This window comes from Aeromonas taiwanensis (genome assembly GCF_000820165.1).
Taxonomy (GTDB): Bacteria; Pseudomonadota; Gammaproteobacteria; order Enterobacterales; family Aeromonadaceae; genus Aeromonas; species Aeromonas taiwanensis.
Window position 1 is genome coordinate 1 of record NZ_CDDD01000059.1, and the last position, 13,024, is coordinate 13,024.

12 protein-coding genes are annotated in these 13,024 nt (G+C 63.1%); 9 read left to right on the plus strand and 3 right to left on the minus strand.

Going from position 1 to position 13,024, the window contains the following annotated elements; all coding sequences use genetic code 11:
* The 3 genes from glnE to BN1136_RS11155 all read right to left on the minus strand — a co-directional run.
* A partial coding sequence (gene glnE / locus BN1136_RS11145) for a bifunctional [glutamate--ammonia ligase]-adenylyl-L-tyrosine phosphorylase/[glutamate--ammonia-ligase] adenylyltransferase (protein WP_043808505.1) occupies positions 1-1,117 on the minus strand: 1,117 nt, incomplete at its 3' end.
* A gap of 129 nt (positions 1,118-1,246) precedes the next feature.
* Positions 1,247-1,687 (minus strand): GNAT family N-acetyltransferase, encoded by a 441-nt coding sequence (locus tag BN1136_RS11150; RefSeq protein WP_043763212.1) that lies wholly within the window; start codon positions 1,685-1,687, stop codon positions 1,247-1,249.
* A 79-nt stretch (positions 1,688-1,766) separates the two neighbouring features.
* Positions 1,767-3,017 carry a methyl-accepting chemotaxis protein gene (locus BN1136_RS11155; RefSeq protein ID WP_043763213.1) on the minus strand — a complete coding sequence of 417 codons (1,251 nt, stop codon included), beginning with the start codon at positions 3,015-3,017 and terminating at the stop codon, positions 1,767-1,769.
* Between the two features lie 100 nt (positions 3,018-3,117).
* Between BN1136_RS11155 and BN1136_RS11160 the strand changes: the two genes are divergently transcribed.
* The 9 genes from BN1136_RS11160 to BN1136_RS11200 all read left to right on the plus strand — a co-directional run bounded on the left by BN1136_RS11160 (position 3,118) and on the right by BN1136_RS11200 (position 12,879).
* Positions 3,118-3,870, plus strand: a complete 753-nt coding sequence (locus BN1136_RS11160) for a potassium channel family protein (RefSeq protein ID WP_043763220.1) — start codon at positions 3,118-3,120, stop codon at positions 3,868-3,870.
* Positions 3,871-4,023: 153 nt separating this feature from the next.
* Entirely contained in the window at positions 4,024-4,629 is a 606-nt protein-coding gene (locus BN1136_RS11165; RefSeq protein WP_043763221.1) for a TIGR04211 family SH3 domain-containing protein, read from the plus strand.
* Positions 4,630-4,781: 152 nt separating this feature from the next.
* Positions 4,782-5,561 carry an NAD(+) diphosphatase gene (gene nudC / locus BN1136_RS11170; protein WP_043763224.1) on the plus strand — a complete coding sequence of 260 codons (780 nt, stop codon included), beginning with the start codon at positions 4,782-4,784 and terminating at the stop codon, positions 5,559-5,561.
* Positions 5,562-5,716: 155 nt separating this feature from the next.
* Positions 5,717-6,784 carry a uroporphyrinogen decarboxylase gene (gene hemE / locus BN1136_RS11175; RefSeq protein WP_043763226.1) on the plus strand — a complete coding sequence of 356 codons (1,068 nt, stop codon included), beginning with the start codon at positions 5,717-5,719 and terminating at the stop codon, positions 6,782-6,784.
* A gap of 175 nt (positions 6,785-6,959) precedes the next feature.
* Complete coding sequence (locus BN1136_RS11180) at positions 6,960-7,889, plus strand: ROK family protein (protein ID WP_043763228.1); 930 nt, start codon at positions 6,960-6,962, stop codon at positions 7,887-7,889.
* A 49-nt stretch (positions 7,890-7,938) separates the two neighbouring features.
* Positions 7,939-8,949: an erythrose-4-phosphate dehydrogenase gene (epd, locus tag BN1136_RS11185; RefSeq protein WP_043763230.1), complete on the plus strand. Its 1,011-nt coding sequence runs from the start codon at positions 7,939-7,941 to the stop codon at positions 8,947-8,949.
* Between the two features lie 63 nt (positions 8,950-9,012).
* A complete protein-coding gene (locus BN1136_RS11190; RefSeq protein WP_042016220.1) occupies positions 9,013-10,176 on the plus strand; it encodes a phosphoglycerate kinase in 1,164 nt (387 codons plus the stop codon).
* 115 nt (positions 10,177-10,291) lie between these two features.
* Entirely contained in the window at positions 10,292-11,371 is a 1,080-nt protein-coding gene (fbaA, locus tag BN1136_RS11195) for a class II fructose-bisphosphate aldolase (RefSeq protein ID WP_005309342.1), read from the plus strand.
* A 206-nt stretch (positions 11,372-11,577) separates the two neighbouring features.
* Positions 11,578-12,879: an NAD(P)/FAD-dependent oxidoreductase gene (locus BN1136_RS11200; protein WP_043763232.1), complete on the plus strand. Its 1,302-nt coding sequence runs from the start codon at positions 11,578-11,580 to the stop codon at positions 12,877-12,879.
* The last annotated feature ends 145 nt before the right edge of the window (positions 12,880-13,024 follow it).

A 13,024-nucleotide genomic window follows, 5' to 3' on the forward strand; every position in this document is an offset into this window, starting at 1 on the left:
CGCTCTGGGTGATGGCGGCCAGTGCCTCGGGCAGGTGGCGCACCCGCAGGGCGGGCTCGCGGCCGCCGCGGATGAGCTGCAGCGCCTGGGCGATGAACTCCACCTCGCGAATACCGCCCGCCCCCAGCTTGATGTTGCCCTCCAGCCCCTTGCGCCGTACCTCGGCGGCGATCATCGCCTTCATCTGGCGCAGACCGTCGATGACCCCGAAGTCGATGTAGCGGCGAAACACGAAGGGGCGCAGCAGTTCGGTGAGGGCCTGGGCATGCTCGCACTGGGGCCCCAGCACCCGCGCCTTGACCATGGCGTAGCGCTCCCAGTTGCGACCGTGGTGCTGGTAGTAATCCTCCATGGCGGCGAAGGAGATGGCGAGCGGCCCGGCGTCGCCGAAGGGGCGCAGCCGCATGTCGACCCGGAACACCTGGCCGTCGACCGTGCTCTGGTGCAGGGCATTGATGAGGCGCTGCCCCAGCTTGATGAAGAACTGCTGGTTCGCAAGCTCCCGCCGCCCCCCGACCGTGTAGCCGTTCTCCGGGAAGGTGAAAATGAGGTCGATGTCCGATGAGAAGTTGAGCTCGCCGCCACCGAGCTTGCCCATGCCGAGGATGAGCAGGGGCTGGGGGTTGCCGTCGCCGTCCACCGGGGTGCCGAGCTCGTTGCACTGTCTGGCGTAGAGCCAGTCACGGGCACCGCAGATCAGGGCATCCGCCAGCCTGGTGAGATGGATGAAACTCTCCTCGACCTCGGACTCCCCGAGCAGCTCGCGCCAGGCGATCACCAGCATGCGACTGCGCCTGAACTGGCGCAGGTGGCGCTTGAGCGCCTCTTCATCCGCCACCCCGGCGAGCAGGGCTGCCAGATCCGGCTCGTAGGCGGGCCAGCGCTCGGGTCGATCCAGATCGCCGGAGGCGAGCAACGGTCCCAGCAACTCGGGCTGCTTGATAAGGGAATCGGCAACGAAGTCGGAGAGCGCGAGCAGGGTCATCAGGGTCTGTCTGGTCGCCTCTGGCAGCTCCCCATAGTCGGGGGCCAGGTCGAGCAGTCGCTGCCAGTGACGTTGGGCCTGCTCCTGCAGCAAGGGGGAAAGGGCGGAGAAAGAGGGAGAGTGCTGGGCCACGGTTGCCATCCTTGTGGTTGACGGTCTGCAGAGTGAATAAAAAGCCGGTTGCCAATCTAGCACTCCCGGGCACCGGCGTCACAGCACGGGTGTCCGGGAGGTGATCCGGATTCGAGATCCGGGTCGGGATCAGGGGCGCAGGTAGATCTCGGGGTCGTAGATCTCCATCAGGCTGGCGGGGCTGCGAGGCGGCACGAAGCCGAAGCCGGCATAGAGGCCGTGGGCATCCGAGGTGGCGAGGGAGAGGCGGCGCAGCCCCTGCAGCTCGGGATGGGCCAGGATGGCCGCCACCAGGGTCTTGCTGTATCCCTGGCCGCGATGGTCGGGCAGCACGAAGACGTCGGCGAGATAGCCGAAAGTGGCCTTGTCTGTGATGACCCGGGCGAAGGCCACCTGCTGGCCGTCGAGGTAGCCGCCGAAGCAGAGGGAGTGGTTGATGGCCCTCTGCACCGTAGAGAGGGGGATGCCGAGGCACCAGTAAGCCTCTTTGCTGAGGAAATTGTGAATAAGGGGGACGTCGAGGCGTCCCTTGTCGTCGCTGATGTCCAGCCCGGGTTCTGTGCGCTGCATCCTGGCTCCTTGCCGTGGCATGAAAATGAGAAAGGCCCCTTGCGGGGCCTTCCAGTCTAATCGGATTGCCAGGTGAAAGTCAGGCCAGCTTGAAAGCCTGGATATGCTCGTCCAGGGTCTGGCTGTGGCGCTCCACCAGTTCGGAAGCATCCTTGAGCTCGCGCAGCACCACCACAGAGCCTTCCACCACCTGCTTGACCTGCTCCAGGTTGGCGTTCATCTCCTCGGCGACCGAGCTCTGCTGCTCGGAGGCGGCGGCGATCTGGCGGTTCATGTCGGCCACCCCCTGGACGCGCTGGACTATGGTGGCGAGCTGATCCCCGGCCTGGGTCACCTGCTCCACCCCCTTGTCCGCCTGCTGCACACTTTCGGCCATCAGGCCGACGGCCTGGCGGGCGTTGCCCTGCAGCTGCTCAATCATCTTCTGGATCTCGACGGTGGCGGCCTGGGCGCGGTTCGCGAGTTCGCGCACCTCGGAGGCCACCACGGCGAAGCCGCGGCCCGCCTCGCCGGCGCGGGCGGCCTCGATGGCGGCGTTCAGGGCCAGCAGGTTGGTCTGCTCGGAGATGCTGCGGATGGTGTCCACCACGGAGCCGATGCGATCGACCCCGTGCTCCACCTCGTTGACCACGGTGGAGGAGCGCTGGATGTTGCCGGAGAGGGTATCGATGGTGTTGACGGTGGCGGCGACGCAGCGGCTCCCCTCCTCGGCCAGGGCGCTGGCGTCGGCGGTGGCGTGGGAGGCCTGCTCCGCGTGGGCGGCTACCTCGCGAATGGCGCCCACCATCTGGCTCATGGCGCTGGCGAGCTGTTCAATCTGGGTGAACTCCTCGTTGATCGCCTCGTTTGCCTCCTCCATGCAGAGGGTCACCTGGGAGGCGATGTCGTTGAGCTCCTTGCAGGCGACGCGCTGGGTGCCGAACACCTCCTTGAGGTTTTCCTGGGAGTGGGCGACCGCCTTGGCGATGTCGCCGAATTCGTCCCGGGACTTGAGCAGCACGCTGTGGCTGAGATCCTTGCGGGCGAAGCGTTCAAGCAGCCCCACCAGGTAGTGCACCTGCTTGACCATGAGACGGGAGCCGGTGAGCAGCAGTACCACGAAGATGATCCCCATCAGGGCCGTCTCCATCAGGCCGGTCCAGAGCAGGCGATCGGCGATGGCGTTGGCCATGGTGGCGTCTATGCCCTCGCTGAGCAGGGTGGCCTCCAGATTGCTCGCATCGAACCAGAGTTTGGCCAGTAACAGCAGGGTGCTGAACACCATGAGCAGCACCACCTTGGGTACCAGCCGGATGTTGCTCATATGCCGTTCCAGCGAGTTCAACTGCATAATCTCTCTCCTTTCAACGTCCATTTTTCCTTTGTCGTCATGACTATCGGCATTATCTTCCCTTTTATTAATTGGAACCGTGTTCAAAGTTGGAAAATGTATGCGACATCACTTAACGCATTTGCGTACCATGGATCTGCTGATGGCCTTCCTGTCGGTCATCTCCGTTGGCCTGGTGGCAGCCCGCTGGCTGGGGCACGGTGAGCTGAGCCCGCAGACCCTGCAACTCTTCTATGACGTCGACAGTCTGATCTGCTACTTCTTCCTGGCCCATTTCGCCTACGGCTGGGTGCGGGCCACCAACAAGATGGCCTTCCTCAAATCGAACTGGTTTTATCTGCCGGGCAGCCTGCCCATGGTGGAGCCCCTGCGATGGGCGCGGCTCATCCAGCTGTGGCGTGTCTACCAGTTGCTGCGGGATCGGCCGGATCTGCTCGGCATGTTCCGTCGGGAACGCAACGAGACCACCCTCTCCGGCATCCTCTTCCTGTTCTTCCTGCTGCTGGGGGTGGGCTCGGGTGCCATGTACTGGCTCGAGACCGGCCAGCCCGGCAGCCAGATCCAGACCCCCTACGATGCGTTCTGGTGGACACTCGTGACCCTCTCCACCGTGGGGTACGGGGATCTGGTGCCCAAGACCGAGGAGGGGCGCTTCGTGGCCAGCCTGCTGATCCTGTTCGGGGTGGGGCTGTTCGGCGCCCTCAGCGGTTTCATGGCCAGCCTGTTCGTGCATCCCGGCAAGACCAACGACGACACCGCCGTGTGGCGACGCCAGCAGAGCGAGCAGCAGGCCCAGCTGCTGGAGGAGCTGAAGGCCCTGCGGGCCGAGGTGAAGGCGCTGCAACAGAAGTAGCCTGCGGCGTCTGGAATGGTCGCGTGGCCGACGGACGATGCTGCGAGCGGGCTCTCACTCGGGGGGATGGCGTTTTTCTTTGCTTGTCCTTTGACCCGCTGGCGGCTTAACATTCGGCCTGCAACCTCATCCAACGAAGAGAATCGACCGACCATGCGCGCCCTTCTCGGGATCCTCATCTGTCTGTGTGCCCAACAGGCACTGGCCGATACCCGTTATGTCTCAGACAACATCTTTACCTATATCCACAACGGTCCTGGCACCCAGTACCGGATCCTCGGCAGCGTCAAGGCCGGCGAGCCGCTGGAGGTCAAGGCGGTGAACCAGGAGGCCGGCTTCACCCAGGTGGTGGACGGTCGTGGCCGTGAAGGCTGGATCAAGAACAGCGAGCTGCAGGGTGATATCAGCCTGCGCGAGCGCCTGCCCCAGATCGAGAAGGAGCTGGAGGAGGCCAAGGCCAGGTTGCTGAACCTCAACGGTGACAACGAGCGCCGTTTCGCCGAGAAGGATGGCAAGATCGCCGAACAGAGCCAGGAGATCACCAACCTGAAGGCTCAGCTGGCCAGCCAGAGCGAGGAGATGGGCAACCTGAAAGAGCAGAACGACGCCCTGACCCAGAGCTACGACAACCGGGAGCACGACATGCAGATGGACTGGTTCATCCGTGGTGGTGCCATGGTGGGTGGCGGCATCCTGCTCGGTATCCTGTTGCCGATGCTGCCCCGTCGCCGCAAGAGCAGCGAACGCTGGATGAACTGATCGCCCCGGCGGTCACAACGAAAAGGGTCGCCAATGGCGGCCTTTTTTCATGGGCAATCCGACCCGCCCGGGGTCGCCATGCCGCCTCATCGGTGTAAGATGGGCTCACTTGTCCGTGTCTGGCACGTCTTCTCAACAAGAGCTCTCATCTTATGTCATCGACCGAACAGGCCTTCTGGTTCGTGCTGGGGGGCGATCACCTCGTCCTGCTGGATGAACAGGGGCGCATTCCACAGGGCCCCAAGGCCTGCCTGCCAGCCGAGCTGCACGCCACTGCATTCGAACATTTCGACCAGTGGGGCGATCTGCCCTGCTACCTGCTGGATCTGGGGGAGGGCGCCGACACCGTGGCCACGTCGCCCCTGCGCCAGCTGATGGTGGCGGGGGATGAAGAGGGCTTTCGCCTCGCCGGCCGCGCCTGGCAGCTCGCCACCTTCCGTCGCACCCATCGCTTCTGCGGCGAGTGCGGGGCCCCCATGACCCCGAAGGCGGGGGAGTGGGCGCAAGGGTGTCGCCAAGGCCACCTGGTCTATCCGCGCATCTCCCCCTGCATCATAGTCGCGGTGCGCAAGGGGCCGGCCATCCTGCTGGCTGCCCATCGCCGTCACTATCAGGCCGAGGATCCCATGTATACCGTGCTGGCGGGCTTCGTGGAGGCGGGGGAGAACCTGGAGCAGTGCGTGGCGCGGGAGGTGTTCGAGGAGAGCGGCATCCGGGTGACCAATGTGCGCTACGTGGCGAGCCAGCCCTGGCCCTTCCCTCACAGCCTGATGATGGGCTTCACCGCCGACTACGAGAGCGGCGAGATCCGGGTGCAGGACGAAGAGCTGGTGGCGGCCGATTTCTTCGAGGCTGGTGCGCTGCCACGGCTGCCGCCCCACGGTACCATAGCGCGCCGGCTTATCGAGCAGTGTCTCGCCGACGTGGGCTGACGGCCCTCAGACCTGCAGGAAAAGCGGGGCGCTTGTATGCGCCCCCTCACATCTTTGTACTCGGACGGCCCAACGGCACCTTTGGGCCGCCCTCAGCCTTGCACAAAGTGGTATCATGTCCGCCATTTTATGCGTGAGATGAGTCAGGAACTGGGATGAAAGAGCTGAAGAACGATCGATACCTGCGCGCCCTGCTGCGCCAGGATGTGGACATGACCCCGGTGTGGATGATGCGTCAGGCTGGCCGCTACCTGCCGGAATACAAGGCGACCCGCGCCGTCGCAGGGGACTTCATGTCCCTGTGCCGCAACGCCGAGCTGGCCTGTGAAGTCACCCTGCAGCCCCTGCGCCGCTACCCGCTCGATGCCGCCATTCTCTTCTCCGACATCCTCACCGTGCCCGATGCCATGGGCCTGGGCCTCTACTTCGAGCACGGGGAAGGCCCGCGCTTCGAGCGCCCCATCCAGTCCATGGCCGACGTGCAGGCCCTGCCTGTGCCGGATCCGGAAGACGAACTCGGCTACGTGATGAACGCGGTGCGCACCATCCGCCGCGAGCTCAAGGGTGAAGTGCCGCTCATCGGCTTCTCAGGCAGTCCCTGGACCCTGGCCACCTACATGGTGGAAGGGGGCAGCTCCAAGGCGTTCACCAAGATCAAGCAGATGATGTACGCCGAGCCCATGACCCTGCACCTGCTGCTCGACAAGCTGGCGGACAGCGTCATCGCCTATCTCAACGCCCAGATCAGGGCGGGTGCCCAGGCGGTCATGGTGTTCGACACCTGGGGCGGCGTGCTCACCCCGCGTGACTACCGCGACTTCTCCCTGCAGTACATGCACAAGATCGTCGACGGCCTCATCCGCGAGCACGACGGTCGCCGCGTGCCGGTCACCCTGTTCACCAAGAACGGTGGCCAGTGGCTGGAGCAGATCGCCGCCACCGGTTGCGATGCGCTGGGTCTGGACTGGACCACCGACATCGCGGACGCCAAGCGCCGGGTCGGTGACAAGGTGGCGCTGCAGGGCAACATGGACCCTTCCATGCTCTACGCCGCCCCCGAGCGTATCCGCGAGGAGGTCGCCTCCATCCTGGCCGGGTTCGGTCATGGCAACGGTCACGTCTTCAACCTGGGTCACGGCATTCATCAGGACGTGAACCCGGAGCACGCCGGCGTCTTCGTCAACGCGGTACACGAGCTGTCGGCGCAGTACCATGGTCGCTGAGCGCGGCAAACAGTGCAGTGAACGGGGCCTTCGGGCCCCGTTTCGTTGCCGGCGGGGCTGCATCCCGGCCATCGCTCGGGTTACACTGCACCACCATGGAACACCGTCACGGACGGGCTGGGCGAGCGCGCCTGCCCACCGGATGATGGCGTCGCTGAACAGGGCAGGAGGCAGGATGGGCAAGAGTACGTGGGATTGGGGCATCGACCTTGGCGGGACCAAGTGCGAGTGCGTGGTGCTGGACGGCGACGAGGTGTTGCTGCGCCATCGCATCCCGACCGAACGTGCCGGCGGTTATGACCACATCATCGGCCAGATTGCCAGGCTGGTGGACGAGTGCGCCGAGCGGCTCGGCCAGCGCCCTGCCGTCATCGGCATGGGGACGCCGGGGGCGCGGGATCCGCAAACCGGCCTGATGAAGAACTGCAACACCACCGAGCTCAACGGCAAGCCGCTCAAGGAAGATCTGGAGCGCCGGCTCGGCGTGCCCGTGCTGATCGCCAACGACGCCAACTGCTTTGCCCTGGCGGAAACCCACCTGGGGGCGGTGCGTCAGCACCATCCCGATGCCAAGGTGGTGTTCGGCATCATCATGGGCACCGGGGTGGGGGCCGGCATCGTCATCAACGGCCAGATCCTCAACGGTCACCACGGCATCGCCGGCGAGTGGGGGCACAATGTGCTCTCGCCGGATGGTCCCGAGTGCTACTGCGGCAAGCGCGGCTGTGTCGAGACCATGATCAGCGGCCCGGCTCTGGAGGCCTGGTACGAGGCCAAGACCAAGCGCCGCCTCTCACTCGCCCAGATTGTGGCAGCCACGGCCCACGATCACGTCGCCAGGCTCACCATAGACAGGTTGCACCTGCTGTTCGGCCAGGCGCTCGCGAACGTGGTCAACATCCTCGATCCGGACGTCATCGTCATCGGCGGCGGGGTGGGCAATGTGCAGAGCCTCTACAGTGCCGGCCGCCAGACCGTGCTGCCATTTCTCTTCAATCCCCGTTTCGCCACCTCCCTCATCGCGCCTGCGCTGGGGGACAGTGCCGGGGTGTTCGGGGCCGCGCTGCTGGCACGCGGCGTCTTCCGGGAAGCGCTGCTCTCGTGAGCCGCCCATCCGTTCATCCCTCAGTCGCAGGTAAGGATACAGAACTTTCATGATCAAGATTGCCATCAACGGGTACGGCCGCATCGGCCGCAACGTGCTGCGGGCCCTCTACGAGAGCGGACGCGACAAACAGATCAAGATAGTCGCCATCAACGAGCTGGCGGCGCCGGAGGCCATGGTGCACCTCACCCGCTTCGACACCAGTCACGGTCGCTTCCGCTACCCGGTTCAACTGGCGGGCAGCAGCATGCTGGTGGGGGAGGACCTCATCGCCCTGTTTGCCGAGAAGGATCCGTCCAGGCTGCCCTGGCGGGCGCTGGGGGTGGACGTGGTGCTGGATTGCACCGGCGTGTTCGGTTCGCGCGCCGATGCCGAGCTGCATCTGGGAGCGGGGGCGGGCAAGGTGCTCTTCTCCCATCCGGCCGATGCGGATGTGGACGCCACCATCGTCTACGGGGTCAATCATCAGGTGCTGACGGGACGGGAGCGGATCGTCTCGAACGCCTCCTGTACCACCAACTGCGTGGTCCCCGTCATAGAAACATTGCATCGAGAATTCGAAATAAATTGTGGTACTATTACGACAATTCATTCGGCCATGCATGACCAGCAAGTCATCGATGCCTATCACGGCGACTTGCGTCGAACCCGGGCCGCCAGCCAGTCCATCATCCCGGTGGATACCAAGCTGGCCAAGGGGTTGGAGCGGATTCTGCCGCACTTTGCCGGCAAGTTCGAGGCGATCGCGGTGCGGGTACCTACCATCAATGTAACCGCCATGGATCTGAGCATTACTGTTCGTAAAAAAGTGACAGTTAGTGACGTAAATCAAGCCCTGCAACGGGCATCCAGAGGTACATTACACGGTATTCTGGACTACACGGAAGAGCCACTGGTCTCCGTAGACTTTAATCATGATGCACACTCCTGCATCATTGATGGTACCCAGACCCGGGTCAGCGATGCCAACCTCGTCAAGATGTTGATGTGGTGCGATAACGAATGGGGCTTCGCCAACCGGATGCTGGATACCACCCGGGCCATGATGGCCGCAGGCTGAGAGCCTGCACGGGTGCAAGGTTACTGTTTTTTTAACATTACCTGAAAATATAGAGGACTGAATATGTCTGTTATCAAGATGACCGACCTGGATCTGGCGGGCAAACGCGTTCTGATCCGTGCTGACCTGAACGTGCCGGTAAAAGACGGCAAGGTCACTTCCGATGCACGTATCGTCGCCACCCTGCCGACCATCAAGCTGGCTCTGGAAAAGGGCGCCAAGCTGATGATCACCTCCCACCTGGGTCGTCCGACCGAGGGTGAATACAACGAAGAATTCTCCCTGGCTCCGGTTGTCAACTATCTGAAAGACGCACTGTCCTGCCCGGTTCGTCTGGCCAAGGATTACCTGGACGGCGTAGACGTCGCCGCCGGTGAGCTGGTCGTGCTGGAAAACTGCCGCTTCAACAAGGGCGAGAAGAAGAACACCGAAGAGCTGGCCAAAAAATACGCCGCCCTGTGTGACGTCTTTGTAATGGATGCGTTCGGTACCGCTCACCGCGCCGAAGGCTCCACCTACGGTGTGGCCCAGTTCGCCCCGGTTGCCTGTGCTGGCCCCCTGCTGGCTGGTGAACTGGAAGCCCTGGGCAAAGCCATGCTGAAGCCCGAGCGCCCGATGGTTGCCATCGTCGGCGGCTCCAAGGTCTCCACCAAGCTGACCGTGCTGGAATCCCTCTCCAAGATCGCTGACCAGCTGGTCGTCGGTGGTGGCATTGCCAACACCTTCATCGCCGCTGCCGGTCACAACGTCGGCAAGTCCCTGTGCGAGCACGACCTGATCGACACCGCTAAGAAGCTGGCTGCCGAGACCAACATCCCGGTGACCACCGATGTAGTTGTCGGTGCCGAGTTCTCCGAGTCCACTCCGGCCACCATCAAGTCCGTGTCCGACGTGACCGACGGTGACATGATCTTCGACATCGGCCCGGATTCCGCCAAGGCCCTGGCCGACATCATCATGAACGCCAAGACCATCCTCTGGAACGGCCCGGTCGGTGTGTTCGAGTTCGACCAGTTCGCCAAGGGTACCGAAGTGATCGCTCGCGCCATCGCCGAGTCCCCGGCCTTCTCCATCGCTGGCGGTGGTGACACCCTGGCCGCCATCGACAAGTTCGGCATCGCCGACAAGGTCTCCTACATCTCCACCGGCGGCGGCGCCTTCCTGGAGTTCGTAGAAGGCAAGGTACTGCCGGCCGTCGCGATTCTCGAAGAGCGCGCCAAAGCCTAATTGACCCGGGACGGGGGGCAAAAGCCTCCCGTTTCGTTTATCATGTGGCCGCTGTGCCGGTTCATGATGAACCCCCCACTTTTTATTAACGGCATACGAGACAGGACGATTAAACATGTCTAAGAAAATTTTCGACTTCGTAAAACCCGGCGTGATCACTGGTGATGACGTTCAGAAAGTGTTCGCCATCGCCAAGGAAAACGGCTTCGCTCTGCCGGCCGTCAACTGCGTCGGTACCGACTCCGTCAACGCCGTACTGGAAGCTGCCGCCAAGGTGAAAGCCCCGGTTATCGTGCAGTTCTCCAACGGTGGTGCTGCATTCACCGCCGGCAAGGGTCTGAAGCTGGAAGGCCAGCAAGCTGCCATCATCGGTGCCATCTCCGGTGCCAAGCACGTGCACGCCGTTGCCGAAGCTTACGGTGTACCGGTAATCCTGCACACCGACCACGCTGCCAAGAAGCTGCTGCCGTGGATCGACGGCCTGCTGGAAGCGGGTGAGAAGCACTTCGCTGAAACCGGCAAGCCGCTGTTCTCCTCCCACATGCTGGATCTGTCCGAAGAGTCTCTGGAAGAGAACATCGACATCTGCTGCGAGTACCTGACCCGCATGGCCAAGATGAACATGACTCTGGAGCTGGAACTGGGCTGCACCGGCGGCGAAGAAGACGGCGTCGACAACAGCCACATGGATCAGTCCGCTCTGTACACCCAGCCGGAAGACGTGGCCTACGCCTACGAGCGTCTGTCCAAGATCAGCCCGCGCTTCACCATCGCTGCCTCCTTCGGCAACGTGCACGGTGTCTACAAGCCGGGTAACGTCAAGCTGACCCCGTCCATCCTGGACGCTTCCCAGAAGTACGTTTCCGAGAAGTTCGGCATCCCGGCCAAGTCTCTGGACTTCGTATTCCACGGCGGTTCCGGTTCCACTCTGGAAGAGATCCGCGAGTCCATCTCCTACGGCGTAGTGAAGATGAACATCGACACCGACACCCAGTGGGCGACCTGGGAAGGCATCCTGGACTTCTACAAGACCAACGAAGCCTACCTGCAAGGCCAGCTGGGCAACCCGGAAGGCGCCGACAAGCCGAACAAGAAGTTCTACGATCCGCGCGTATGGCTGCGTGCCGGTCAGACTTCCATGATCAAGCGTCTGGAACAGGCTTTCTCCGACCTGAACGCCATCAACGTTCTGTAATTCGTTACAGCACCTTGATTGCATGAAAAGGCGCCCCGCGGGGCGCCTTTTGCATTGGCGACGCGGTCGTTACGGACAGGTGCCCTTTGGGGCACCTTTTGCATTTCTGTGATCCTGACAGGCTGGATCGCTACTCTGGGGCTGGGTATTATCGATGACAACCGTTTAATTTAGTAAACGAATGCAACCAGGGCAGGATGCTGAACATGCAGGGAAAGCACAACACACATCAGGAGCACGTTGCCTCCTACTACGCCGCGACCCGCAACGACCATCGGCAGTGGCCCGAGCTCAGCGGCGAGCTGGAGGCCGACGTCTGCATCATCGGCGGGGGCTTCACCGGCCTCAATACCGCCATCAACCTGGCTGACGCTGGTTACAAGGTGGTGCTGCTGGAGGCGAACCGCATCGGCTGGGGGGCCTCAGGGCGCAACGGCGGCCAGCTCATTCGCGGTATCGGCCACGACACCAGCCAGTTTGCCCGCTGGATTGGTGAAGAAGGCGTGCGCGAGCTGGATCTGATGGGGCTGGCGGCGGTGCAGCTGGTGCGCGAGCGGGTCGAGCGCTTCAACATCATGTGCGATCTCACCTGGGGGTACTGCGATCTCGCCACCAAGGCGCGTCACCTGAAGGGGTTCGAGGAGGATGCAGAGCATCTGGCGAGCCTCGGCTACCGGCACGAGATCAGGATGGTTCCCAGAGAGGAGATCCGCACCGTGGTGGGGTCGGATCGCTACATCGGCGGCATGGTCGACATGGGCTCCGGTCATCTGCATCCCCTCAATCTGGCGCTCGGCGAGGCGCGCGCCGCCCAGAGTCTGGGCGTCTCCCTGTTCGAACACTCCAGAGTCACCCACATCGACTACGGCAAGCGGGTCGAGGTGACCACGGCTCACGGCCGGGTGAGCAGCGACTATCTGGTGATCGGCTGCAACGCCTATCTCAACGACCTCAACCCCGAGCTCGGCGGCAGGGTGTTGCCGGCAGGCTCCTACATCCTCGCCACCCAGGTGCTGGAGAAACGGCTGCGTCAGCGCCTGCTGCCGCAGAACATGGCGGTGTGCGATCAGAACGTGGCGCTGGATTACTACCGCCTGTCGGCGGATGGCCGTTTGCTGTTTGGCGGGGCCTGCAACTATTCCGGCCGAGATCCTCGCGATATCAAGGCCTTCATGCTGCCCAAGCTGCTGCGGGTCTTCCCCGAGCTCGCGGGCACCGCCATCGAGTTCCAGTGGGGAGGGATGATAGGGATAGGGGCCAACCGCTTGCCCCAGATAGGCCGCCTCAAGCAGCACCCCAACGTCTTCTATGCCCAGGCTTACTCGGGGCATGGGGTCAATGCCACCCACATGGCGGGCAAGCTGGTGGCGGAAGCGATCCGCGGCGAGAGCCGGGGCTTCGATCTCTTCGCCGGTGTGCCCCATATCACCTTCCCCGGTGGCCCGGCGCTGCGCTCACCGCTGCTGGCGCTCGGGATGCTCTGGCACCGGATGAAGGATCTGCTCTGAGGGCTGTTGGGGTCCACTCTTGTTGCCCGTCGGCAAACGGATACCGCCCGCTGGCAACAGGTTGCCGAGCGGTTTGCCAGCCGTCAGTTTTTCTCCTGTCGTGGTCTCTTCTGTTAGTGTTAATTCTCGAAAAATCAGCACTTAT